The organism is Marinomonas alcarazii (genome assembly GCF_003208215.1).
In the GTDB taxonomy this organism is placed as follows: Bacteria; Pseudomonadota; Gammaproteobacteria; order Pseudomonadales; family Marinomonadaceae; genus Marinomonas; species Marinomonas alcarazii.
Map to the genome: position 1 here is coordinate 1,040,947 of NZ_QKLW01000001.1, position 22,358 is coordinate 1,063,304.

Genomic DNA, 22,358 nt, shown 5'->3' on the forward strand with positions numbered 1-22,358 from the left:
ATTTTCTTCCCTAAAGAAGAATGGAGCGGGAAACGAGGCTCGAACTCGCGACCCCAACCTTGGCAAGGTTGTGCTCTACCACTGAGCTATTCCCGCAAAAAACTCTCGCACAAACCCATTTTCGGGTAGACTATCCGCACATCCTTATGAAAAGATGGCGTCCCATAGGGGGTTCGAACCCCTGTTACCGCCGTGAAAGGGCGGTGTCCTAGGCCTCTAGACGAATGGGACAACGTTATAATCTTGCTGTGTGAGCGGGTGCGTATATTACTGTTACTAAACTTAAAATCAACAGTTTTTTTCATTAATTTAAGCCACTTAGGAAAAAAGTCGCTTTAGAAATCAATCTGATCGGAGTCATTATGCAACATAAACAACTTTTTCTAGCCTTGTCACTTTCCACTCTTCTATTAGCTGGCTGCTCCACAACCCACTATATAAGCGTCACTCCGCAAGCCGAGGTGCAAGCTGCCAACCTAACAAACGAGCGAGTGATCAATGTTTCAACCAGTACTCAACTTAACAGCGCCATCGGCTCTATTAAAACCGGCATTAATGAACGTGCAGATATATTTACAACCAATGACATTAAGTTGAGTGTAAAAGAAAGCGTCCTGAAAGGATTACGAGAACTTGGCTTTACACCTGATCAAGGACTCATGCCTGCAGCTGACCTACAAATTGACATTAGCAAAATGAGTTACACCACTAAAGTCGAAACTTTAAAAACTGTTGCAACTCTAGAGTTTGAACTAAAAGTGACTCTCGCTGCAAAAGGACAGACATATAAAGCTAACTATGGTTCTCAAAAAGTGCGTGAATACGGCACCATGCCATATCAACAAGCAATACAAGACGACATGAACGCTCTGGCTAGCCAAACAGTTAATCGACTATTAAGTGATCCAAACATCCTAACTCTACTTAAATAGCCCCCAAAACCACCAGCCACCCTCTCTTTATATATAGGTGGCTGGTTTTTTCTCACCAATCTCCCCTCACTTCTCTTCTTTTATAAGACTTTTTTCTTGGCATATCTTGATCACTTATAAGTAAGGTGTACAGTTGACGTATCTCCCACACAGATTTAGTAAGGATAATGTGGTGCAAATTCGCAAATCAAACAAACTCGCTAACATATGCTATGAAATTCGCGGCCCAATTCTAAAAGAAGCCGTTCGAATGGAAGAAGAAGGACAGAGAATTCTAAAGCTCAACATCGGCAACCCTGCTCCTTTCGGTTTTGAAGCTCCTGATGAAATTCTAGTCGACGTTATTCGCAACCTACCTACATCGCAAGGCTACTGCGACTCTAAAGGGCTTTTTTCCGCTCGAAAAGCCGTCATGCAAAAATACCAAGCAATGGGCATTAAATCTGCTGACGTTAATCACGTATGGATGGGCAATGGCGTTAGCGAGTTAATTGTTCTCGCGATGCAAGGCCTACTTAATGATGGCGATGAAATTCTTATCCCCGCTCCAGACTATCCACTCTGGACAGCGGCAGCAACGCTATCTGGTGGCTACGTAAAACATTACCTATGTGATGAAGGCTCAGGATGGCAGCCAGACATTAATGACATTCGCTCTAAAATCTCAAACAAAACAAAAGCGATCGTTATTATCAATCCAAACAACCCTACTGGGGCCGTCTACGAAAAAGATGTGCTCGAATCGATTGTTAACATTGCAGAAGAACACAACTTGCTCATCTTTTCCGACGAGATTTATGACAAAATTCTATATGACGAAGCCAAGCACATCCCTACAGCAACCCTGACCGAAGGGCGAGCGCCTTGCATCACCTTTGGCGGACTTTCCAAAGTATACCGCACGGCAGGCTTTCGATCTGGCTGGATGGCTATTACTGGAGACAGGAGTGGCATACAAGATTATATAGAAGGGCTAGACATACTAAGCTCAATGCGCCTGTGTGCCAATGTACCCGCTCAGCACGCTGTTCAGACAGCCCTTGGCGGTTACCAAAGCATCAATGAGTTGATCATTCCCGGAGGGCGCCTGTATGAACAACGTAAAGTAGCGTGGGAAGCACTCGATTCGATACCGGGCGTACACTGTCACAAACCTGAGGGGGCATTATATCTATTCCCTCGTTTAGACCCGAAAGTCTACGACATTAAAAATGACATAGACCTAGTTTTGCAATTTTTACGCGAAGAAAAAGTCCTGATCGTTCAAGGCACAGGATTCAACTGGCCAACCCCCGACCATGTTCGGTTCGTATTTCTTCCACATGTTGAAGAGCTAACCCCCGCCATGGAAAGGTTTGCTGCTTTTTTAGGACGATTAAGAAAGCGTTAATTACGCTCTTGAAATAATCCCATAAAGCCCTACTATGCTCCTTAACAGTTACTTAAGGAGCATAGTGATGCGCATTATCCTGTTTTTATTAACGAACTTAGCAGTCATGGTGGTTGCAGGTATCGTTCTTAGTCTTTTGGGTGTTAATGGTTATATGTCAAGCAATGGCTTGGATTTCACCTCCTTGCTTATTTTCTGTGGTGTATTTGGCTTTGCTGGCAGTCTTGTTTCACTTCTTCTCTCCAAATTCATGGCAAAACGTGGATCTGGAGCTGTCGTTATTACACAGCCAAAAAACCATAAAGAAGTATGGCTACTTGACACAGTAAAAGACCTATCCCAACAAGCGGGAATAAAAATGCCAGAGGTCGCCATATTCCCTGCCCATGAAGCCAACGCATTCGCAACTGGCTGGAACAAGAACGACGCTTTAGTCGCTGTATCAAGCGGTATGCTGGATAGGTTTTCACCTGACGAAATCAAAGCGGTACTTGGGCACGAGATTGGCCACGTAGCAAATGGCGACATGATCACACTGTCTCTTATTCAGGGCGTAGTGAACACTTTCGTGATGTTTTTTGCTCGAATTGCCGCTTACGCTGTCGACCAATTCTTACGCCGAAATGACGACGAAGGCTCTGTAGGCTGGGGTTATTATATCGCCACTTTTGTTTTTGAAATTATCTTCGGTATCTTAGCTTCTATGATTGTCATGTGGTTCTCTCGCTATCGAGAATTCAGAGCAGACGAGGCAGGCGCTCGCTTAGCAGGCAAAGGCGCGATGATTGCCGCACTTGCACGATTACAGCAAGAACACGAAGAAAGCCGCATGCCAGATTCAATGCTTGCTTTCGGGATCAGACGCGGCAGAACGCCTACAATGGGAGAGTTATTTTCTAGCCACCCTCCTATTGAAGACCGAATTAAAGCACTTCAAGCACTTTAATCTCACACAAAAAAACGCCAGCATTTTGCTGGCGTTTTTTTTATGAAAACAGGGTGCTTACCTTGTTTTATTGTGCTGTGTTTCAAAAATAAACGCCATGAGCGGAATACCTACATCCTTTGCAAGATCAACAAATCGCACCCCATAAACGTAAAAATATTCAACACCCATTCTTGCTAGAAAATCATTATCCACCAAACTGGCTTGGACCTGTTCTAACATTTGAATTTCTTGCGACCGAATCTCACAGTCTAGCTTTAAAAGATGATTATACGGGCCAACTTTGACATTACAGTTTAACTTCATTGTCTGATTAACTGAGCCGAAGTCTTCTTTTGAAATTAGCTTAGCGCCACCAAAACTCAAATCGATAATAACCGACGAAGAAGGGGATGAGATAGACAACGGGGAACCATTTGGCTCAACATTGGCAATCAAACGGGTTTCGACACGAACCGCCTGACGCACTTCTGATGTTTCAACATATTCTGGGTAGGCAATATGAAGGTGCGCCGCCGGCTCTAGATAGCTTTTTGCCACCTTGCTTGAAAACGCACAAACATGAGTGCTCAGCATTAGGCGAATATTCACCACCTGCCCATCTCTCACTAAAATATTTTTACCGTTTATTTTCGGTGCAGAAAGTATCAAAGACCTTCCTGGTATATTCCCAAGAACTTTCACCATATAACGACCCGGAGGAGAAATAAATTCCACCTGAACATTTGTACCTATAGGTACATCAAGAGTCCCCAAGTCAACCTGCATAACTCCAGCCATTCTGTTACCTAAGCCTTATTATTTATTTTTTCGAGAAACCAACAGCACACACTAGACTGGATACGTCATTATTAATCGCACCCACTGCACAAGTATTAAATTCATCTCTTTCCACATAATGCTTTCTCAACCAATCAAAAACATTATTTTCTTTATTTTCTCGATATTTAAACCGCAATCTAACATCATCTCGAGCGACATCATAAATTGCTTGCACACTTCGAGCCAGCATTTCTTCTTGGTCACCACTTGCAACAACATCGATAGACGAAAGCCAGCCGGAACTAATAGCATCACTTTTATTAACAGATTGAGAGCTTATCGCTAAATGGCGGCACAAAGCCTGATACACCATCCAAGTCCCCTTTTCGCGCCCTTGTTTACTGTATCCCGCAATATGTGGTGTAGCAATATCAACAATAGAGACCAAATCCTGATTAATCTCTGGCTCCGTATCCCAAACATCAATAACCAAATGAATATCACCATTCAACTGACTATGTCGTTCAAGCAGAGCCTCTTCATCAATTACGCCACCCCGCCCCGCTGAAATGACTGCGGTGCCAGCTGACAGTTGAGCAAGCTCTTTGCTACCAATCATCCCTTTACTTGGAAAAGATCCCGTAGTAGTTAAAGGTGCATGCAGGGAAATTACATCACAAGAAAGGATTTCATCTAATGCAACAAAGTTTGCTGCACCAGCCTCATTATCTTTAAAGGGATCATAGACACACACTTGGCAACCCAAATTAGTAAAACGGTCATAAACCGTTTTTCCAACATTACCATAACCCACCACACCGATTTTCTTATTTAGCCAACTCAGCTTCTTTGTCATATACAAATGACTCAAGCCGCTAAAAACATAATCCGCAACCGCCTCTGCATTGCAACCTGGCGCACTGCTAAATTCAATTCCAGCTTCAGTCAAATAATCCAAATCAATATGATCAACACCTATGGTGGCACTTCCGACAAAACGAACAGAACTACCCTCAAGCAACTCTCGTGTCACCTTAGTAACGGAACGAACCAACAGCACATCGGCGTTTTTTATTTGACTGTTCGTTATTGTTCGGCCGTTTACTAATTCCACATCACCCAAATGCGAAAAAAGAGCTTTCGCATTAGGCATATTCTCATCTGCAATAATCTTCATACTGTTGCTTTAAAAACTCACTAAAAATTAAATCAGGTTGGCGTTGTGCCAATAAATAGGCAGAAAAAATCTCAGCCCTTTTCGGTAAGCCAGAAACAACAAAGCTTCCAACCTGCTTCATTACTGTTCGCTCAAAATGCTTGGCGTCATAATCAGGCATAGACAAATTATCAACACTTACACGAAAAGGTAATCCAGCCGCCCAATGTAAAATACACTCAACCGCCTGGGGTTTAATTTCAACCCGCTCAAATTCTTGTTGTGTTTGTAAGTCTCGCGTATCGGATTCATACCAGTAGCCATAATCTTCCAATAAGCGCCTCTCAGCACCTGCGATACACCAATGACTCACCTCATGCAGAGCACTTGAAGGATAATCTAAACGAAAATATATAGTCGCTGGGGCCTCAGCTGATGCAGGCAAATACAAGGGTTCATCTGCTCCACCAACAAGACGGGTATTAAAACTCGAAAAAAAACAAGCACGGAAGGCTTCAACAAGCTGCGTTACACTTGCCAACGTATAGACTCCAAAAGCTAAGAATTATCACACAGGAAACAAAAATGCGCCACGCAAAGAAGTCGACTTCACGTGACGCATTTGATGCAAGCCCGATTCACACAAGAACGGGCCAGTTAAATAGTCTAGAGCTAACCTCGGTAATATCGAGAAGGCACAAACGGCATAGACGTCTGAGTCAGCGGAATACTCTTTCCTCTGACATTGGCAAACAGCGCCTCACTGGAATCAAGTGATTGGGCAGCCACATAAGCCATCACAATAGGCTTAGCAAGCGTTGGAGAAAAACCACCACTCGTTACCACACCCTTAACCTCTCCGGAAGCATTCACGATCTCAACACCTTCACGAACTGGCGCACGACCATCGACTAGAAAGCCAACACGTTTTCTAGCTGGTTTATCAGCGAATTGCGCCAAAATAATATCAGCGCCAGGAAAACCACCAGCACGATCACCTTCTAGACGACGTACTTTTTGAATCGCCCAATTAAGCGAAGCTTCTACTGGTGTCGTTGTCGTATCGATATCGTGGCCATACAAGCATAAACCAGCTTCAAGACGTAAAGAATCGCGAGCACCAAGACCGATCCACTCTACCTCTTCAAAAGCCAACAAAGCATTTACGAAGTCTTCAGCGTGCTCATTTGGCACAGAAACCTCATAACCGTCTTCACCAGTGTAGCCAGAGCAGCTTACCCATAGCTCAACACCCTGCCATGACATTTTTTCGCTTTGCATAAAAGTCACCGTCGCTGCATCAGGCACCATACGAGCAAACACTTCACGAGCTTTTGGACCCTGAATCGCCAACAAGGATCGATCGTTAACAATCTCAACTTCACAACCGACTAATGTCGACTGCAAATAAGCAAAGTCTTGCTCTTTACAGCCAGCATTAACCACCATAAAAATCTCATCACCCCAATTAGCGAACATCAAGTCATCTGTGATGCCACCCTTATCAGTAGTAAACATACCGTAACGCTGCGTACCTTCAGCCAGCCCAAGTACATCAACCGGCAAAATAGCTTCCAGCGCTGCCTTTACGTTTTCACCACGGAGTATCACCTGACCCATATGCGACACATCAAACAATCCCGCATTTTCGCGAGTCCACAAATGTTCTTTCATCACACCCAGTGGGTATTGAACTGGCATTTCATATCCAGCAAATTCAACCATCCTAGCACCAGAAGCAACGTGTAGATCACATAGAGCAGTACGTTTCATAACGAAAACCTTTAATAAAGTAGTAACAATGTCTGTTTCCAATTGGAAACAGAGTATCTAAATTCAGCCAGACTTGACAAGCCCCAAGCCGCATTTATTCATACAACAATTGACATAATCCCAATATTTTCTAAGCAAAATACTAAACAAACGGTCAAATATATTAATAAACAAACTTAAAAAATCCATGTTGATTGGTGTTTCCAATTGGAAACTTTTTCATTATCATAAGCAAAAATGACGTAAACCGAACAATGACTGACGCTCCTAGAAAGATGATCTTTTTTCATCATCATAGACTGCCTTAGTGTTATTATATGCACCACTCATTGTCTTTTTGGCATACATGTTTATTTAAGAGGAATTTCCCCATGGCGAATACCGAAGCTTTTTTCAGCCAAACTTTAGCTCAGCGAGATCCAGAACTTTTTGCGTCAATCGTTGAAGAACAAGAACGCCAAGAAACTGGCATTGAATTGATCGCTTCTGAAAACATCACTTCAAAAGCTGTTCTAGAAGCTCAAGGCTCAGTTCTTACTAACAAATACGCAGAAGGTTATCCGCATCGTCGTTACTACGGTGGTTGTGAAGCGGTTGACGTAACTGAACAACTAGCTATTGACCGTGCCAAAAAACTTTTCAACTGTGAGTTTGCCAACGTTCAGCCTCATTCCGGCGCTCAAGCAAATGGTGCTGTAATGCTAGCATTGCTTCAGCCTGGCGATACCATCATGGGCATGTCATTGTCTTCTGGCGGTCACTTAACTCACGGTGCTGCACCAGCTCAATCTGGCAAATGGTTTAACGCTGTACAATATGAAGTTAGCCCAGAAACATTATTGATCGATTACGATGCTATCGAAGCGCAAGCCCTAGAGTGCAAGCCAAAAATGATTATCGCGGGTGGTTCTGCTATTCCTCGTCAAATCGACTTCAAACGCTTCCGTGAAATTGCAGATAAAGTTGGCGCCTACCTGTTTGTTGACATGGCTCACATTGCTGGCCTTGTTGCAACTGGTGTACACCCATCTCCACTTCCACATGCGCACATTGTTACAACAACAACGCATAAAACGCTTCGCGGCCCACGTGGCGGTATGATTCTTTCCAATGACCTAGATCTTGGCAAGAAAATCAACTCTGCGGTTTTCCCAGGCTACCAAGGTGGTCCATTGATGCACGTTATTGCTGGTAAAGCTGTTGCTTTCGGTGAGGCGTTGAAACCAGAATTTACAGATTACATCAAACAAGTTGTTGCGAATGCGAAAGCACTGGCAGAAGTAATGGTTGAGCGCGGTTGTGACATCGTTACTGGCGGCACCGATACCCACCTAATGCTGGTTGATCTTCGCCCTAAAGGTTTGAAAGGTAATGCGGCAGACGCAGCTCTTGAGCGCGCCGGCATTACTTGTAACAAAAACGGTATCCCATTTGACACAGAGAAACCAATGGTAACGTCTGGCATCCGTCTAGGCACACCAGCGGCAACCTCTCGTGGATTTGGTATTGAAGAATTCCAAAAAGTGGGTCATCTTATCAGTGATGTACTTGATGGCTTGGTTGCAATGCCAGAAGGAAATCCAGAAGTGGAAGCTCGTGTACTTGCAGAAGTAAAAGAACTTTGTAAACGCTTCCCACTTTACCGCTAAAATCACGTACCCAAGAGCCCTCGCTCTTGGGTACTTTTTTAAAGAGGCATAAATACTATGAGCACTATCCCAGAAAACCTTAAATACGCTGACTCTCACGAGTGGGTCCTAGACAATGGCGATGGCACTGTAACAGTGGGCATTACCGACCATGCACAAGACCTACTAGGCGACGTAGTTTACATTGAATTGCCTGATGTTGGCACTGAAGTAACAGCCACCGAACAATTCTCTTTAGTTGAGTCTGTAAAAGCCGCTTCTGACATTTATGCCCCTGTTAATGGCGAAGTAATTGAAGTTAATGACGCTCTAAACGATTCACCAGAGCTAATCAATGAAGCACCTTTTAAAGATGCGTGGATTGCTAAGATCAAGCTCAGTGACCCAGCTGACCTTGACAAACTACTTGATGCTGCAGGCTATTCAGCCACAATCGAATAGCTTCGACTCCAGGCTCTCGCTTCATCCGTATTGAGAGCCTAACTCCCAGATCTAATCTTAATAGGTAATTAAACCATGACCTCGTGCATTCGCGATTTGTTAAACAGTGATGAATTTATTGCTCGCCACATTGGCCCAGACACATCAGAGCAGGCCAAAATGCTATCTACAATTGGCATCAACAGCCTTCCGGAGCTAATCGAAAAGACAGTACCGGAAGCCATTCGTCAAGCAAATCTAGATCTTTCAGCCAACCCTGTTAGTGAAAACGAAGCACTAGTGCAATTAAAGGCCATCGCCAACCAAAACAAAGTGGCACGCTCTTTTATCGGCATGGGCTACCACGACACACATGTACCATCCCCTATTCTACGTAACCTACTAGAAAACCCAGGCTGGTATACTGCTTACACACCTTACCAACCAGAAATCTCCCAAGGCCGCTTGGAAGCACTATTAAACTTCCAACAAGTAATCATAGATCTAACAGGAATGGAGATTTCCAACGCATCTTTGCTAGACGAAGCGACAGCAGCCGCTGAAGCAATGACACTAATGAAGCGCTCTAACCGCAAGAAGAGTGACACATTATTCGTTGCAAGCCACTGCTTGCCACAGACAATAGATGTCATAAAAACACGTGCCGAACTACTTGAAATTGAAGTCGTTGTTGATGATATCGCGAATTTCGCACAGCACGATGTATTCGGCGCCATTTTTCAATACCCTGGCATTGACGGTACAGTGACGGATTTATCAGCTGTTATTGCACAAGCGCACGAACAAGGCGCACTTGTTAGTATCGCTGTCGACCTACTGTCTCTTGTGCTATTGAAATCACCAGGGGAAATGGGGGCAGACATCGTTTTCGGTTCAGCTCAACGCTTTGGCGTGCCAATGGGCTTTGGTGGCCCACACGCTGCTTTCCTAGCAACCAAAGATGCATTTAAGCGCTCAATGCCAGGCCGTGTTATTGGCGTATCTAAAGACAGCCATGGCAAACCAGCACTCCGCATGGCAATGCAAACACGTGAACAACATATTCGTCGTGAAAAAGCGACATCAAACATTTGTACCGCGCAAGCGCTACTGGCAATGATGGCTGGCTTCTACGCTGTTTATCACGGCCCTGTTGGCCTTAAAAAAATAGCGAATCGTGTTGCAGCGCTTACTAGCTGTTTTGCGAGCGCCGTCCAGGCAAAAGGCTTCACGACAAACTCCAGCTACTTTGACACCGTTATCGTTAACACTGGCGAACAAACTGACAGCATCATGGCAAAAGGTGCAGAGAAGTTAATGAACTTCCACAAGATGTCCGAAAGCCAACTGTCTATCTCTTTAAACGAGACAATTACGCCAAACGATGTGGTCGACTTAGCCGAGTGCTTCGGTGCCGAACTGACACTAGAAGGCATTACAAATACGGAAAGCGCTTATGGCTTTAATGCTTCCCTATTGCGTCAAGACGACATTCTTACCCACCCAGTCTTTAACAGCCATCACAGCGAAACCGAATTGATGCGTTATATGCACCAATTGGAAGTCAAAGACATTGCACTCAATCAAAGCATGATCCCACTTGGTTCTTGTACAATGAAGCTAAACGCTGCTTCTGAAATGATTCCAGTTACTTGGGCTGAATTTGGTCGCATCCATCCATTTGCACCAAGCAATCAAGTGTCTGGCTATCATGCATTATTGCAAGAGCTTATCGACATGCTTTCTAAGGCGACGGGGTATGATACCGTTTCTTTGCAACCAAACTCTGGTGCGCAAGGCGAATACGCAGGCCTGATTGCCATCGACAAATATCACAAATCTCGTGGCGACCATGAACGTGATGTTTGCTTGATCCCAAGCTCAGCACACGGAACAAACCCTGCATCAGCGGCATTGGCAGGTATGAAAGTTGTCATTGTAAAATGTGATGAAGACGGCAATATTGACTTAGTTGATCTTGCTGAAAAAGCAGAAAAGCATGCCGCGCAACTTAGCTGCATCATGGCAACATACCCTTCTACTCATGGTGTATTTGAAGAACACATTCGTGAGGTTTGCGACATCGTTCACAAATTTGGCGGACAAGTTTACATTGACGGCGCCAACCTAAATGCTCTTGTGGGTGTTGCGCCTCCAGGCTCATTCGGCGGCGACGTGTCCCACCTTAACCTTCACAAAACATTCTGTATTCCACATGGTGGCGGTGGTCCTGGCATGGGTCCAATTGGGGTTAAATCTCACCTTGCACCGTTCCTGCCTGGCCACGCTGTTGCGCCAGTGATGGGCATGCTTGAGCAACACGGAGCCGTGTCAGCAGCACCATATGGTAGCGCAAGCATTCTTGTGATCACTTGGATGTACATCAAAATGATGGGCGACAAAGGTTTGCGTGATGCAACCTTCAACGCCATTTTGAATGCTAACTACATCGCTAAACGCTTAGGCGAGCATTACCCTGTTCTTTACACTGGCAAAAACGGCACTGTGGCACACGAATGCATTATCGACATTCGCCCACTAAAAGCAGAATCAGGCATCAGTGAAGAAGACATCGCTAAGCGCTTGATGGACTTTGGTTTCCATGCTCCAACCATGTCCTTCCCTGTTGCAGGCACATTGATGATCGAACCAACAGAGTCTGAAAACCTAGAAGAGCTAGATCGATTCTGCGATTCAATGATTCAGATTCGCAAAGAGATCAGCAAGGTACAAGCCGGTGAATGGCCTCTTGAAGATAACCCACTAGTCAATGCACCACACACCGCTGACAGCCTTTTGGATGTAGAATGGAATCACGCCTATTCACGTAAAGAAGCGGCTTACCCACTTAATTGGATTAAAGCGCGTAAATACTGGCCGCCAGTCGGCCGCATTGACAACGTTTATGGTGACCGTAATCTATTCTGCGAATGCCCACCAATAAACAGCTACGAAGACTAATCTTCTAAGCAAGTAAAAAGCACTAAAAAAAAGGCGAATCAGCAATGATTCGCCTTTTTTGTTTCATTGGGCATGATGAACCACATCAAGTCCATAAAATAATTAAGATATAAATGGTATTTTATTTATTAAATATGCGCATTACACTTTACTTAATGCTCGACCAAGTAAGCTGAAATAATCATGAAAGGCTTGATTAATACGAAGTCGCTGCTCACCTTGAGGATAAAGACCCAATTTGACCTCTTCAGAATGACGACTACCTCTGACTAAAAACGTGCTGGTGGGTTTGGTGTCTTCTACGAAGGCTTCGAATGCTCTCGCTGCCATCTCTTCTGGTTTGGCGTAATAGATGACTTTTAACTTATGATCGGCTGAGCGAGAGGCTTTAAACAGATTACTTGGCTCATCTCCCTGCTCGCTCAACATAATTGCCTTGAAACATTCTGCTAGCAACAAGTTTAAAGGATGAGGCTTTTTGTTGCGGGACAATTGCAGTTGAGCGCTATTCAACCAGCTCGCAGAAGCAAAATGAGAAGACGATACATGCTGGAACATTTTATCGCCCATGTAATGGTCGAAAGCATGAAACCACTCGTGAGCAAGACTGCCTGCGCCCGCGTTTTTCGCTAGAGATAATTGCCGCGTTGCCGGCACATAATGAGCAGCCACACCAGGTCTTCCGCCTTTTCCATATTGAAGACCCAATGTACCTCGCAAAGATATCAGCACTTCAGGCCCTTGCAAGACAGACATAAGATCCTCAAGCGCCCGATGAAAATTCAACGCCGCGCGATCTCTTTCTTCCGGCGTCACCCAGCGCCCCATTTCAATGCCACGAAAATCAAATTGCCGACGAATCATGACGAAATTAAGAGGGCCTTGACTAATGGACATATAAACTCACTGACTGATTACACCAGATTCAAAATCACTCTAGTGTTTAAACTGCACTAAATTGTCGATCGAACTCTGCGATTTTAGCTCGACGCATCGCCTTTAGATCTTGCAACTGGTCTTCTATTCTATTTTTCGTCTTCTCAATTCGCTCATGATCTAAACTGGCAGCAGCATCTTCTATTTCACGCTCATACTGATCCAACAATGCATCATAGTCATCTTGATACGCCTCTTCTACCATAGCCAAAGCTACTTGATGCTGATAGCTAAGCGACTTGTCAGAGTGCTTTTGAACGTAGGCCAACGAATTTTCAAAATACAACTGATTTAATGTATCAGGCTGAGCTTGTGAACTTTTAAGTGAACTTCTTCTATCATCAGCCAACACCCTAGCCTGTAATGGCTCTGCTTCATAGCCAATGCCGCTCGCCTGCACCAAACTAACTGTGGCCGTATTCAACACAAGAATCGCGGTAAGAGACTGCAGTTTTCTCAACAAAACTTTCTTCATGCGTACCTTCTTGCCCAATGCGAATGCAATAAATTGAAAGCTTGATTCTATTGAGATGAAACCCTAAGAACAACAGCCTAATAACGGATGCACATTTTAACCTTATCTTTAGCCTTTTTAATGCAAAAGGCGACACTCAACAACAAAAGCATTGCGTGAAAATCACGACCAACCGCTTAAAACATCTCATTTTATGCACATTTTTACTATTTCTAGAGTTCTACTATAACCGCTATGATAGCCTCCTATAATGCGGCTATATAGACAACAAAGATAAGACTAGAACCCAGCCCTCCCACACTCTTTCAGAATCGCTAAGGAAGCAATCCCATGAAAATTTTTCTCGAAAACAGGCTAATAGGCACTAAACTTGGTTTAGGCTTTGGATCTGTATTATTACTTGCTCTTGTTGTTGGAATGGTCGGTATTTATGGTGTTAACACCCTGCTTAATAGAGCAGATAAAGTCCGACTATCTAATGACTTAAGTAATTCTGTGGCGAATATGCAAATTGCCCGAGCGCGCTTTGCTGATTCAGGATCTACAGAAGATAAAAATCAACTTATTAGTCGAATTGAAACCCTCACCAGCCTCTTAAAAACGAGTGATACTCTGTATGACGGCGCAGACGTTAAAGACCTAATAAATCAAACAAAGCAAAACGTCCTTGAATATCAAAAAGCCCTTACAAACCTTACTAATGCCCTTAAGAAATGGGAAGACATTGATAACGATGCCAACACATTGCTAAGCAATCTATTCAATCAATACGCTCAAACCATTCAAGCGCTTCGTCAGCAAAATGACGTTCAAAACATGAATACAGCTTTGGATGCATCAAATAGCTGGTATGCCCTGACATCAGAGATCAACAGCCACGTTGCCAAAAAAGAAAACATCCCTGTTGAACTGGTAACAACAAGATTTCAAGCTGTTGTCAACAAGACAAAAAATCTACAGCTATCAAGTGACTTGCAAAACAGACAGCAGACCATCTTATCTCTTTTAAGCCAATACGAAGAACTTGGGAAAAAAAATCCCGCTGTTAATAGCGAGCTTGTAAGAGCGCAAGAAAAACTAATGAGTCTGTCGTCTAGCATGAGCGATAAAATCGATTCGATTACCGCTCTGCAAGAGCAAAAAAGCAAAAAAGATGGGGAACGCGTTTCAACCCTATTAATCACAGTCACTGTGATCGCTATTTTGATGGGGATATTTTTTGCCTTACTAATCCGTCACTTGATCGTAAACCCAATGAATGAAGTGAAAGCCGCCGTTGAGAAGATAGCTAATGGCGACTTAACCCAAACTCTAAAAACCGATCGTAAAGACGAATTAGGGCAGCTGTACAACGATATTGGCGCAATGAGCCGCACTTTAAACAAGCTCATTTCGGAAGTGGTTACTGGCGTTCTAAATTTAAGCTCAACAAGTGCGCAATTAGAAACCATTTCAAAACAAGGTCAAGCAATGATGCAGTCTCAAAAGGATGAGACAGATCAAGTAGCAACGGCAATCAATGAAATGTCGTCTACCGTTGCAGAGGTCGCCCGCAATGCGGAAACAGCAGCAGAAGCAACCACTAAAACTGATCACATAGTGAATCAAGGTAATTTAAAAGTATCTGACACAGCAAGATCAATTGAGTCTTTAGCGAGCGACTTAAACATCACCAGTACTGCAATGGAGCAATTAAAAACACGTACCGACAACGTCGGCAATGTATTGGAGGTTATTAAAGCCGTTGCAGAACAAACCAATTTACTAGCACTAAATGCCGCAATAGAAGCAGCTCGAGCAGGAGAAGCTGGACGAGGCTTTGCAGTAGTGGCAGACGAAGTACGCGGACTAGCCAGCAGAACACAAAGCTCCGCTAAAGAGATTGAGGATCTAATCGTAGAACTACAAAATGGCGCCCAAGAATCTCTGGATAAAATGCTAATAAGCCGTGATTTATCTACGAAAAACGCCGAACAAGCTAAAGAAGTATTGGAGCTCTTCGCAAACATTAGTGAACAAGTTGGCTACGTCCAAGATATGAACAATCAAATAGCTACAGCAGCCGAGGAACAATCTCAAGTGTCTGATGAGATCAATCGCAGCGTTGAAAATGTTCGCCAGTTAGCTGACCAAACCGCTGAAGGCTCTATTGAATCAGTCTCCGCTGTTAGCAACTTGAGAGCATTAAGTCATCAACTTAAATCACTGACAGATCGATTCAAAATCTAATCACAGATCTATGCCCCCTGATAAAAACGATCAACAACAGCCATCTCATTCAACATGAATAGATGGCTGTTTTAATTTACAGCTAAATTAGCAAGTACCAACCAATACACACTCAGGCATAGACAAAAAAGACCTGCCGCAGCAAGTCTTTTTATAAACTTAAACATTTAAATCAGTAATGACAAAAAAGTTAAGAAAAAATCCCCGTTAACTTTTCATTCATTAAGGTTTGCCACTCTTTATCCAAAGGAGCTTCGAACAACATACGCTCTCCGTTTAGCATGATATCAAGACGTGTCGCATGCAGACACAGACGTTTGAATCCTAGTGCTTTGGTCTCTTTCAATGACTCAGCCGGTGAATATTTATCATCACCTACTATCGGATAGCCAGCATGCAAAGTATGCACGCGAATCTGATGAGTACGCCCTGTTACTGGCTCGCACTCTACTAAACTGTAACCCTCAAACTGACGAACCAATTTAAAGCGAGTTAAACTCTCTTTACCGTCAGTGTGGACTCTCACGATACGTTCGCCAGATTGCAGCTCATTTTTCAGCAAAGGGGCATTAACTTGCAATTTTCGCTTCGGCCAACTGCCATATACCAGAGCAAGGTAAGTTTTTTGTACACCTTCTTTTTCACGTAATGCAGTATGCAACTCTTTTAGAACCGCACGCTTTTTAGCGATCATAATAAGACCAGACGTATCACGATCAAGACGATGAACAAGCTCAATGAATTTCTCTTGCGGTCGCATTTGACGAATAACTTCGACCAAGCCAAAGCTCAAACCACTACCACCATGGACGGCTAATCCAGAAGGTTTATTGACGACGATCAAGCCTTTGTCTTCATAGACAATGCGTGATTCTATCTCGCTCTTGAGTCGATCAGACAATACAGGCTTATCAGATTCTGGCGCAATAACAATCGGGGCAATACGCACGATGTCGTCATTTTGAAGACGGTAGTCCGGCTTGGTACGTTTCTTATTGACGCGGATCTCTCCCTTCCTCAATAAGTTGTATATCTTTCCTTTCGGAACACCTTTTAAAAAGGTAACCAAAAAATTATCGATTCGTTGACCTGTATTATTGTCGTCAATTGTGACGTAACGAACCGCGGGACGCTCTGCTGAATTAAGTTCTGAGTCCGACATAAGCTAAGATTGGTTTCCTTTATAATTGAAGCACTTAGTTTTTACTGTTATATTCACATTCGCAAAGGGTAAGAGGCAACAAAACACCTCGAAGATAAGATGCAAGAATTGAATGACAATTGCCGAAGCGACACTTTGGCCCCTATCTTACCTCTGTAACAGTTAATCTTAAATAATAAACCGCATGATTCGGAAAATTCCGCTTCAGTGGAAGGAACACTCATTAAATTGCTAGACCGCGCGTTCGCGTTGTTTCGTAAAAGCAAGGAAACGAGACCGGTTAAAGAGACTATTTGGTAATAATAACGGCAGCGACCACATGAAAGCGTTTAAGAAACAATAAACGAATCGCGTATTCCTCTAGCCAGAAAAAAACTGAATGACTTACTCTAATTCTGAGTCAGATTTATTAATGGTTACCCTATCACTGTAGTGACTCTTTCGTTTCAGCCCACAGAGTTCACACATATAATGATTAGAATGCTTATTAATGCAACTCAACAAGAAGAGTTGCGAGTCGCCCTAGTAGACGGACAGCGTCTATATGATCTAGATATCGAATCCGGTTCACGCGAACAAAAGAAATCCAACATATATAAAGGCCGTATCACTCGTATCGAACCGAGTCTAGAAGCTGCCTTTGTTGATTTTGGCGCTGATCGCCACGGTTTCCTTCCCCTAAAAGAAATTTCCAAAACCTATTTCTCCAAAAAGTCCAATCACGAAGGCCGTATCAACATCAAAGATGTGTTGAGCGAAGGTCAAGAAGTGATAGTGCAAGTAGACAAAGAAGAGCGCGGCAATAAAGGTGCTGCATTAACTACTTTTGTTAGCTTAGCTGGACGTTATTTGGTTTTGATGCCAAATAATCCACGTGCTGGTGGCATTTCTCGTCGTATCGATGGTGATGACAGATCTCACCTAAAAGAGGCAATGTCAGGGCTAAATACGCCAGAAAATGGCGGGCTTATTGTCCGTACAGCAGGTGTTGGCCGCTCAACAGAAGAACTTCAGTGGGATTTGGATTACCTTGATACTCTATGGTCTTCCATTACTAAAGCGGCATCTGAAAAGCCAGCTCCGTTCTTAATTTATCAAGAAAGTAACATCGTCATTCGCGCTATTCGCGACTACCTACGTGAAGACATTGGCGAAGTTTTAATTGATGAGAAAAGCGCCTACCAAGACGCAATCAATTTCGTTATGCAAGTAATGCCGCACTTTAAGTCGCGCATTAAGATGTACACAGATTCTACTCCTCTGTTTAACCGCTTCCAGATCGAAACTCAGATCGAAACGGCTTTCCAACGCGAAGTTCGCCTACCTTCTGGCGGCTCGATCGTTATCGACCCGACAGAAGCGCTAGTGTCTATTGATATCAACTCTGCCCGTGCTACGAAAGGCGGAGACATCGAAGAAACAGCACTACAAACGAATTTAGAAGCCGCAGACGAAATTGCTCGTCAATTGCGCCTTCGTGACATTGGTGGCTTGGTTGTTATCGATTTCATCGATATGACACCAGTTCGCAACCAAAAAGAAGTTGAAAACCGCATGAAGAACGCCCTAGAAGCGGATCGTGCTCGCGTTCAACTTGGTCGTATCTCTCGTTTTGGCCTGCTAGAAATGTCTCGCCAGCGCTTGCGCCCTTCTCTTGGCGAAACCAGCGGTATCGTTTGTCCTCGCTGTAATGGCCAAGGCTTTATCCGTGACGTTGAATCTCTAGCTCTTTCTGTACTTCGCCTTATCGAAGAAGAATGTTCTAAAGAACGTACCGCTCAAATACGTGCCGTTTTACCTGTATCGGTTGCAACCTTCTTGCTTAACGAGAAGCGTACAAACATCGCTAAAATCGAAAAACGTAACAACGTTCATATCATCCTTGTGCCAAATCCTCATATGGAAACACCGCACTTCGAAGTTGAACGCATTCGTGATGACAGCACTGTTGTAACGCAGAACGAAAACAGCTACTCACTAGTAGAAACACCAGAGCAGCCTCCTTATGAGCCTCGCAAAGCAAATGAGAACGTTCGACCACAGGCCGCTGTAACAAGCATTGCACCAAAATCGCCAGCACCTGAGCATTCAACACCAGCAAGTACTCCTAAAGCTGCTCAAAAGACATCAAGCAAACCAAGCTTGTTTAAACGTATTATGACTGCGCTATTTGGCGAAACACAAACAAACGAAAAACCAAAGAGCACAAGTAAAGCGCCAGCAAACACCAGCGCTCAGGGAGAAAGAAGCAAGTCCAGCAAAAATACGAGCAATCGCCCTAATAGAAACAACAAGCGCAACGTTAAACACCAGAACTCAGACAAAGATGACAGCAATGCAGAAAAAGCACGCTCCACTCGTCAATCTCGTCGTGAGCAAGCTGAAGCTGGTAGCAAAAATAATAGCCGTCGCAATAACCGCAATAACAAGCAAGAAACTCAAGATACTCGAGTTGAAAAGCAAGAAGCAGCGGTAAAAGCACCACGCCAACAACCAAAGGAAAAAGACATTCCTGAAGTGAAAGAGCGTAAACGCGACCGTAACGACAATCGTCGTCGTAATGGAAAACTGAAGGATGAAGCATTAGAAGCAACCAAACTACAAGAGCAAGAAGATGCGGCTTTAGTAGAGGCGGCTCAAAACGCAGTAACTGAGAAAAATGAGAACGGTGATGAACCACAACGTCGCTCTCGCCGCTCTCGTCGTTCTCGTCGCCCTCAGAAAGAAGAAAACAACGAGCAACAAGAAAACAATGAATCTGCCAGCACTGATAACACCCAAACGGCTGACACAGTAGCAAACGCAGAAACAACAAAATCTACAGCTCAGAAAGACAATAAGGTCGCCGAAGCAACAGAAGACAAAGCGGAAAAAGTTGCATCCAAAGACACGTCTGAAGACGCTCCTAAGGAAGAAACGCAAGCCGTCATCTCTAAAGAGTCTACTGATGAAGCGCCTAAGGGAACTGCAGAAGTAGAAAAAACCAGCGATGAAAAAACAGCTGAAGAAACACCAAAGGAAACTTCAGAAGTTGTTGCTAGCGAAGACCCCCTAAAAGAAACAGCAGAGGCAGCCTCTTCAAAAGATGCGCCTGAAGAAGCTGCTCTTACTAAAGAAAAAACAGAAGCAGTCGTTACTGAAAGCGCGTCCGAAGAAAACCAAAAGGAATCAACTGAAGCAGCACCTGCAAAAAATGATACTGAAGAAGCTGCTCCTAAAGAAACAACCGAAGTTGTAGCCTCTGAAAGCTTGACGGAAAAAACGCCCAAAGCAACAACTGAAACTGAAACAAAACCAGTGAAGCCAAAGATGTCAGTGAAAGCTCAAATGAGAAAAATTGAGCAAGAAAACGCTGATAACGCTATAGTTACCACAGAACAATCAGACAGCACAGAAGCTAAAGCAGAAAGTGTTACTGAATCAACTTCTGCAGAAGTTGAGACCGTAAAGGCAACCACTGAAGAAGAGACAAAAGAAGGGAACCCAGAAAACACTGGCCGCCCAACTCGCACTCCTCGACGTGGGCGTGGCAAGCCTGTAGCAAAAGCAGCGAGCACTGAAGCTAAAGCTCCAGTAGAGCTTCCGGCTGCCATTTTAGCTCAGCAGGAAAAACTTCGCTTGGAACAAGAAGAAAAACGTAACGCAGCAACATCGCGCCGCCGAGCATCTTCTGGTCGCGTAAAAAATGACCCGCGAATTTCACGAGAAGAAACAAGTCCTGAGCCAGCCTCTGAGACTAATGCAGAGTAAAACCTGCATGCATTTTTCATGAAATGACAAAGAGCCCGCCTTATGCGGGCTCTTTTGCAAACAGCATAAAACGGAATACTTCAACGGACTGATTAGCGAACAATAACGGACAGGTAAGAAAACAATGATCATTGACTTTTCCCGCTTTAAAGACTGGGCTCTTGTAGGCGATTTATTTGGCGGCGCCACCACCGCTATCGTATCTCTGCCACTCGCACTCGCTTTCGGCGTCGCTTCAGGCGCTGGTGCTGAAGCTGGACTTTGGGGGGCCATTTTGGTTGGCCTCTTCGCTGCATTATTCGGCGGTTCAACCAGCCTAATTTCCGAGCCAACAGGGCCAATGACGGTTATCATGACCGCCGTTTTAACCAGCATGCTTGCTAGTAGCCCTGAAGGTGGTGTCGCCATGGCATTTACCGTCGTCATGATCGCAGGCCTATTCCAAATTACTTTAGGCTACTTAAAGCTCGGGAAATACATCACTCTTATGCCATACAGCGTAATATCTGGCTTTATGTCTGGCATCGGCATTATCTTAATTATTTTACAAATAGCTCCTTTTTTGGGGCATTCATCGCCATCAGGTGGCGTGATGGGAACACTAAGCGCCCTACCCGAACTTATTGTTAACCTTAAATTTTCTGAATTATTTTTAGGCCTACTCACCTTAGGTGTACTGTTTTATCTTCCTAAACACTGGCGCCGATATGTTCCTCCACAACTCGTCGCTTTAGTCGTCATTACTCTGGTTTCGGTTGTACTCTTTAGCGACACTGGCGTTCGTCGTATCGGCACAATCCCATCTGGCCTACCCTCAATTCATTGGCCTAGTTTCGAACGCTCTGTTTTTATAGAAATGGTGATAAATGGTTTAGTACTTGGCACCTTAGGCTGCATAGACACACTCCTAACCGCCGTCATTGCCGACAGCCTAACACGCAAAGAGCACGATTCTAATCGGGAACTTATAGGACAAGGTACAGCCAACTTCTTTTCCGGGCTATTAGGCGGCTTACCAGGTGCAGGCGCGACCATGGGAACCGTAGTGAACATCCAGTCCGGTGGCAAATCACCACTGGCCGGCATAACAAGAGCCCTCATCCTATTACTGGTTGTGCTTGGCGCTTCTGACCTTATTAGCCCAATTCCAATGGCCGTATTAGCAGGCATCGCATTGTACGTCGGTATAAATATACTTGACTGGAGCTTTTTAAAACGCGCTCATAAAGTCGCCCTATCCCCTACAATCATCATGTATGGCGTGATGGCATTGACTGTCTTTGTCGACTTAATGGTGGCTGTAGGTATTGGTGTTTTCATTGCCAATATCATGACAATAGAAAAGCTTAGCCGCCTCCAATCTGGTAACGTCAAAGCAATAAGCGATGCCGATGATGACATCCCACTATCCGATGAAGAAAAAGCACTATTAGATCAAGCTGACGGGAAAGTTCTGCTTTTCTATTTATCAGGACCTATGATTTTTGGTGCCAGTAAGGCCATAGCAAAGCATCATAACCGCATACATAACTACAAGGCCGTGGTGCTCGATTTAAGCGCCGTTCCTATGATGGACCTCACCATAGGGCTTGCACTTGAAAACGCCATTAAAGACGCAATAGAAGCCGACTGCGCCGTTTATATATACAGTCCAAACGGTCAGACAACTGAGCGGCTTGAAAAACTTGGTGTCTTAAGCCGACTACCTAACAATGCCTTCTGTGATTCTCGCAAATCCGCCTTAGTACAAGCAGTTAATAACCTAACAACTGCATAACCAAATACATATCCCACAAAACGCTAGACAAAAAAAAGCC

At 44.1% G+C, this 22,358-nt stretch carries 16 protein-coding genes and 2 tRNA genes; 9 read left to right on the top strand and 9 right to left on the bottom strand.

Going from position 1 to position 22,358, the window contains the following annotated elements; translation table 11 throughout:
• Positions 1 to 21: 21 nt before the first annotated feature.
• Together DFP75_RS04710 and DFP75_RS04715 are read right to left on the bottom strand one after the other, a co-directional pair.
• Positions 22 to 96: transfer RNA gene (locus DFP75_RS04710), tRNA-Gly, on the bottom strand.
• A gap of 59 nt (positions 97 to 155) precedes the next feature.
• Positions 156 to 231 (bottom strand) — tRNA-Glu (locus tag DFP75_RS04715).
• Positions 232 to 362: 131 nt separating this feature from the next.
• Between DFP75_RS04715 and DFP75_RS04720 the strand changes: the two genes are divergently transcribed.
• The 3 genes from DFP75_RS04720 (at position 363) to htpX (ending at position 3,268) form a co-directional block, all read left to right on the top strand.
• Complete coding sequence (locus tag DFP75_RS04720) at positions 363 to 932, top strand: YajG family lipoprotein (RefSeq protein WP_110572687.1); 570 nt, start codon at positions 363 to 365, stop codon at positions 930 to 932.
• A gap of 172 nt (positions 933 to 1,104) precedes the next feature.
• Positions 1,105 to 2,322: a pyridoxal phosphate-dependent aminotransferase gene (locus DFP75_RS04725; RefSeq protein ID WP_110572690.1), complete on the top strand. Its 1,218-nt coding sequence runs from the start codon at positions 1,105 to 1,107 to the stop codon at positions 2,320 to 2,322.
• A 64-nt stretch (positions 2,323 to 2,386) separates the two neighbouring features.
• Entirely contained in the window at positions 2,387 to 3,268 is an 882-nt protein-coding gene (gene htpX, locus DFP75_RS04730; protein WP_110572692.1) for a protease HtpX, read from the top strand.
• A gap of 57 nt (positions 3,269 to 3,325) precedes the next feature.
• Here htpX and DFP75_RS04735 read toward each other — a convergent pair whose 3' ends face one another.
• From DFP75_RS04735 to gcvT, 4 genes are all read right to left on the bottom strand, one after another.
• Entirely contained in the window at positions 3,326 to 4,048 is a 723-nt protein-coding gene (locus tag DFP75_RS04735) for a flagellar brake protein (RefSeq protein ID WP_110572694.1), read from the bottom strand.
• 22 nt (positions 4,049 to 4,070) lie between these two features.
• Complete coding sequence (locus tag DFP75_RS04740) at positions 4,071 to 5,207, bottom strand: 4-phosphoerythronate dehydrogenase (RefSeq protein ID WP_110572696.1); 1,137 nt, start codon at positions 5,205 to 5,207, stop codon at positions 4,071 to 4,073.
• Complete coding sequence (locus tag DFP75_RS04745; RefSeq protein ID WP_110572697.1) at positions 5,188 to 5,727, bottom strand: elongation factor P hydroxylase; 540 nt, start codon at positions 5,725 to 5,727, stop codon at positions 5,188 to 5,190. Before DFP75_RS04745 ends, DFP75_RS04740 begins: the two co-directional genes overlap by 20 nt.
• Before the next feature lie 131 nt (positions 5,728 to 5,858).
• Positions 5,859 to 6,959 (bottom strand): glycine cleavage system aminomethyltransferase GcvT, encoded by a 1,101-nt coding sequence (gene gcvT, locus DFP75_RS04750; protein ID WP_110572699.1) that lies wholly within the window; start codon positions 6,957 to 6,959, stop codon positions 5,859 to 5,861.
• A gap of 371 nt (positions 6,960 to 7,330) precedes the next feature.
• Here gcvT and glyA point away from each other — a divergent pair, with 371 nt between their 5' ends.
• From glyA to gcvP, 3 genes are all read left to right on the top strand, one after another.
• Positions 7,331 to 8,608: a serine hydroxymethyltransferase gene (glyA, locus tag DFP75_RS04755; RefSeq protein ID WP_110572701.1), complete on the top strand. Its 1,278-nt coding sequence runs from the start codon at positions 7,331 to 7,333 to the stop codon at positions 8,606 to 8,608.
• Between the two features lie 57 nt (positions 8,609 to 8,665).
• On the top strand, positions 8,666 to 9,049 hold the full coding sequence (gcvH, locus tag DFP75_RS04760; RefSeq protein WP_110572703.1) for a glycine cleavage system protein GcvH: 384 nt from the start codon (positions 8,666 to 8,668) through the stop codon (positions 9,047 to 9,049).
• Positions 9,050 to 9,124: 75 nt separating this feature from the next.
• A complete protein-coding gene (gene gcvP, locus DFP75_RS04765) occupies positions 9,125 to 11,989 on the top strand; it encodes an aminomethyl-transferring glycine dehydrogenase (protein ID WP_110572705.1) in 2,865 nt (954 codons plus the stop codon).
• A gap of 141 nt (positions 11,990 to 12,130) precedes the next feature.
• Here gcvP and DFP75_RS04770 read toward each other — a convergent pair whose 3' ends face one another.
• Entirely contained in the window at positions 12,131 to 12,886 is a 756-nt protein-coding gene (locus DFP75_RS04770; RefSeq protein ID WP_110572707.1) for a CLCA_X family protein, read from the bottom strand.
• Between the two features lie 46 nt (positions 12,887 to 12,932).
• Entirely contained in the window at positions 12,933 to 13,400 is a 468-nt protein-coding gene (locus DFP75_RS04775; protein WP_110572709.1) for a hypothetical protein, read from the bottom strand.
• 330 nt (positions 13,401 to 13,730) lie between these two features.
• Between DFP75_RS04775 and DFP75_RS04780 the strand changes: the two genes are divergently transcribed.
• Complete coding sequence (locus DFP75_RS04780) at positions 13,731 to 15,629, top strand: HAMP domain-containing methyl-accepting chemotaxis protein (RefSeq protein WP_110572711.1); 1,899 nt, start codon at positions 13,731 to 13,733, stop codon at positions 15,627 to 15,629.
• 190 nt (positions 15,630 to 15,819) lie between these two features.
• Here the strand turns inward: DFP75_RS04780 and rluC are convergent, their stop codons facing one another.
• Positions 15,820 to 16,791 carry a 23S rRNA pseudouridine(955/2504/2580) synthase RluC gene (gene rluC, locus DFP75_RS04785; RefSeq protein WP_110572713.1) on the bottom strand — a complete coding sequence of 324 codons (972 nt, stop codon included), beginning with the start codon at positions 16,789 to 16,791 and terminating at the stop codon, positions 15,820 to 15,822.
• 471 nt (positions 16,792 to 17,262) lie between these two features.
• Here rluC and rne point away from each other — a divergent pair, with 471 nt between their 5' ends.
• Together rne and DFP75_RS04795 are read left to right on the top strand one after the other, a co-directional pair.
• Complete coding sequence (gene rne / locus DFP75_RS04790) at positions 17,263 to 20,541, top strand: ribonuclease E (protein ID WP_110572715.1); 3,279 nt, start codon at positions 17,263 to 17,265, stop codon at positions 20,539 to 20,541.
• A 124-nt stretch (positions 20,542 to 20,665) separates the two neighbouring features.
• Positions 20,666 to 22,318, top strand: coding sequence for a SulP family inorganic anion transporter (locus DFP75_RS04795; RefSeq protein ID WP_110572717.1), 1,653 nt, complete (start codon positions 20,666 to 20,668; stop codon positions 22,316 to 22,318).
• Positions 22,319 to 22,358 lie beyond the last annotated feature (40 nt).

Excerpts from the sequence above, each read along its gene's own strand:
- gcvH (WP_110572703.1), top strand. The coding sequence starts at position 8,666 with ATGAGCACTATCCCAGAAAACCTTAAATACGCTGACTCTCACGAGTGG.
- DFP75_RS04775 (WP_110572709.1), bottom strand. The coding sequence starts at position 13,400 with ATGAAGAAAGTTTTGTTGAGAAAACTGCAGTCTCTTACCGCGATTCTT.
- DFP75_RS04735 (WP_110572694.1), bottom strand. The coding sequence starts at position 4,048 with ATGGCTGGAGTTATGCAGGTTGACTTGGGGACTCTTGATGTACCTATA.
- DFP75_RS04720 (WP_110572687.1), top strand. The coding sequence starts at position 363 with ATGCAACATAAACAACTTTTTCTAGCCTTGTCACTTTCCACTCTTCTA.
- glyA (WP_110572701.1), top strand. The coding sequence starts at position 7,331 with ATGGCGAATACCGAAGCTTTTTTCAGCCAAACTTTAGCTCAGCGAGAT.
- rluC (WP_110572713.1), bottom strand. The coding sequence starts at position 16,791 with ATGTCGGACTCAGAACTTAATTCAGCAGAGCGTCCCGCGGTTCGTTAC.
- gcvT (WP_110572699.1), bottom strand. The coding sequence starts at position 6,959 with ATGAAACGTACTGCTCTATGTGATCTACACGTTGCTTCTGGTGCTAGG.
- DFP75_RS04795 (WP_110572717.1), top strand. The coding sequence starts at position 20,666 with ATGATCATTGACTTTTCCCGCTTTAAAGACTGGGCTCTTGTAGGCGAT.
- DFP75_RS04740 (WP_110572696.1), bottom strand. The coding sequence starts at position 5,207 with ATGAAGATTATTGCAGATGAGAATATGCCTAATGCGAAAGCTCTTTTT.
- gcvP (WP_110572705.1), top strand. The coding sequence starts at position 9,125 with ATGACCTCGTGCATTCGCGATTTGTTAAACAGTGATGAATTTATTGCT.
- rne (WP_110572715.1), top strand. The coding sequence starts at position 17,263 with ATGATTAGAATGCTTATTAATGCAACTCAACAAGAAGAGTTGCGAGTC.
- DFP75_RS04780 (WP_110572711.1), top strand. The coding sequence starts at position 13,731 with ATGAAAATTTTTCTCGAAAACAGGCTAATAGGCACTAAACTTGGTTTA.
- DFP75_RS04770 (WP_110572707.1), bottom strand. The coding sequence starts at position 12,886 with ATGTCCATTAGTCAAGGCCCTCTTAATTTCGTCATGATTCGTCGGCAA.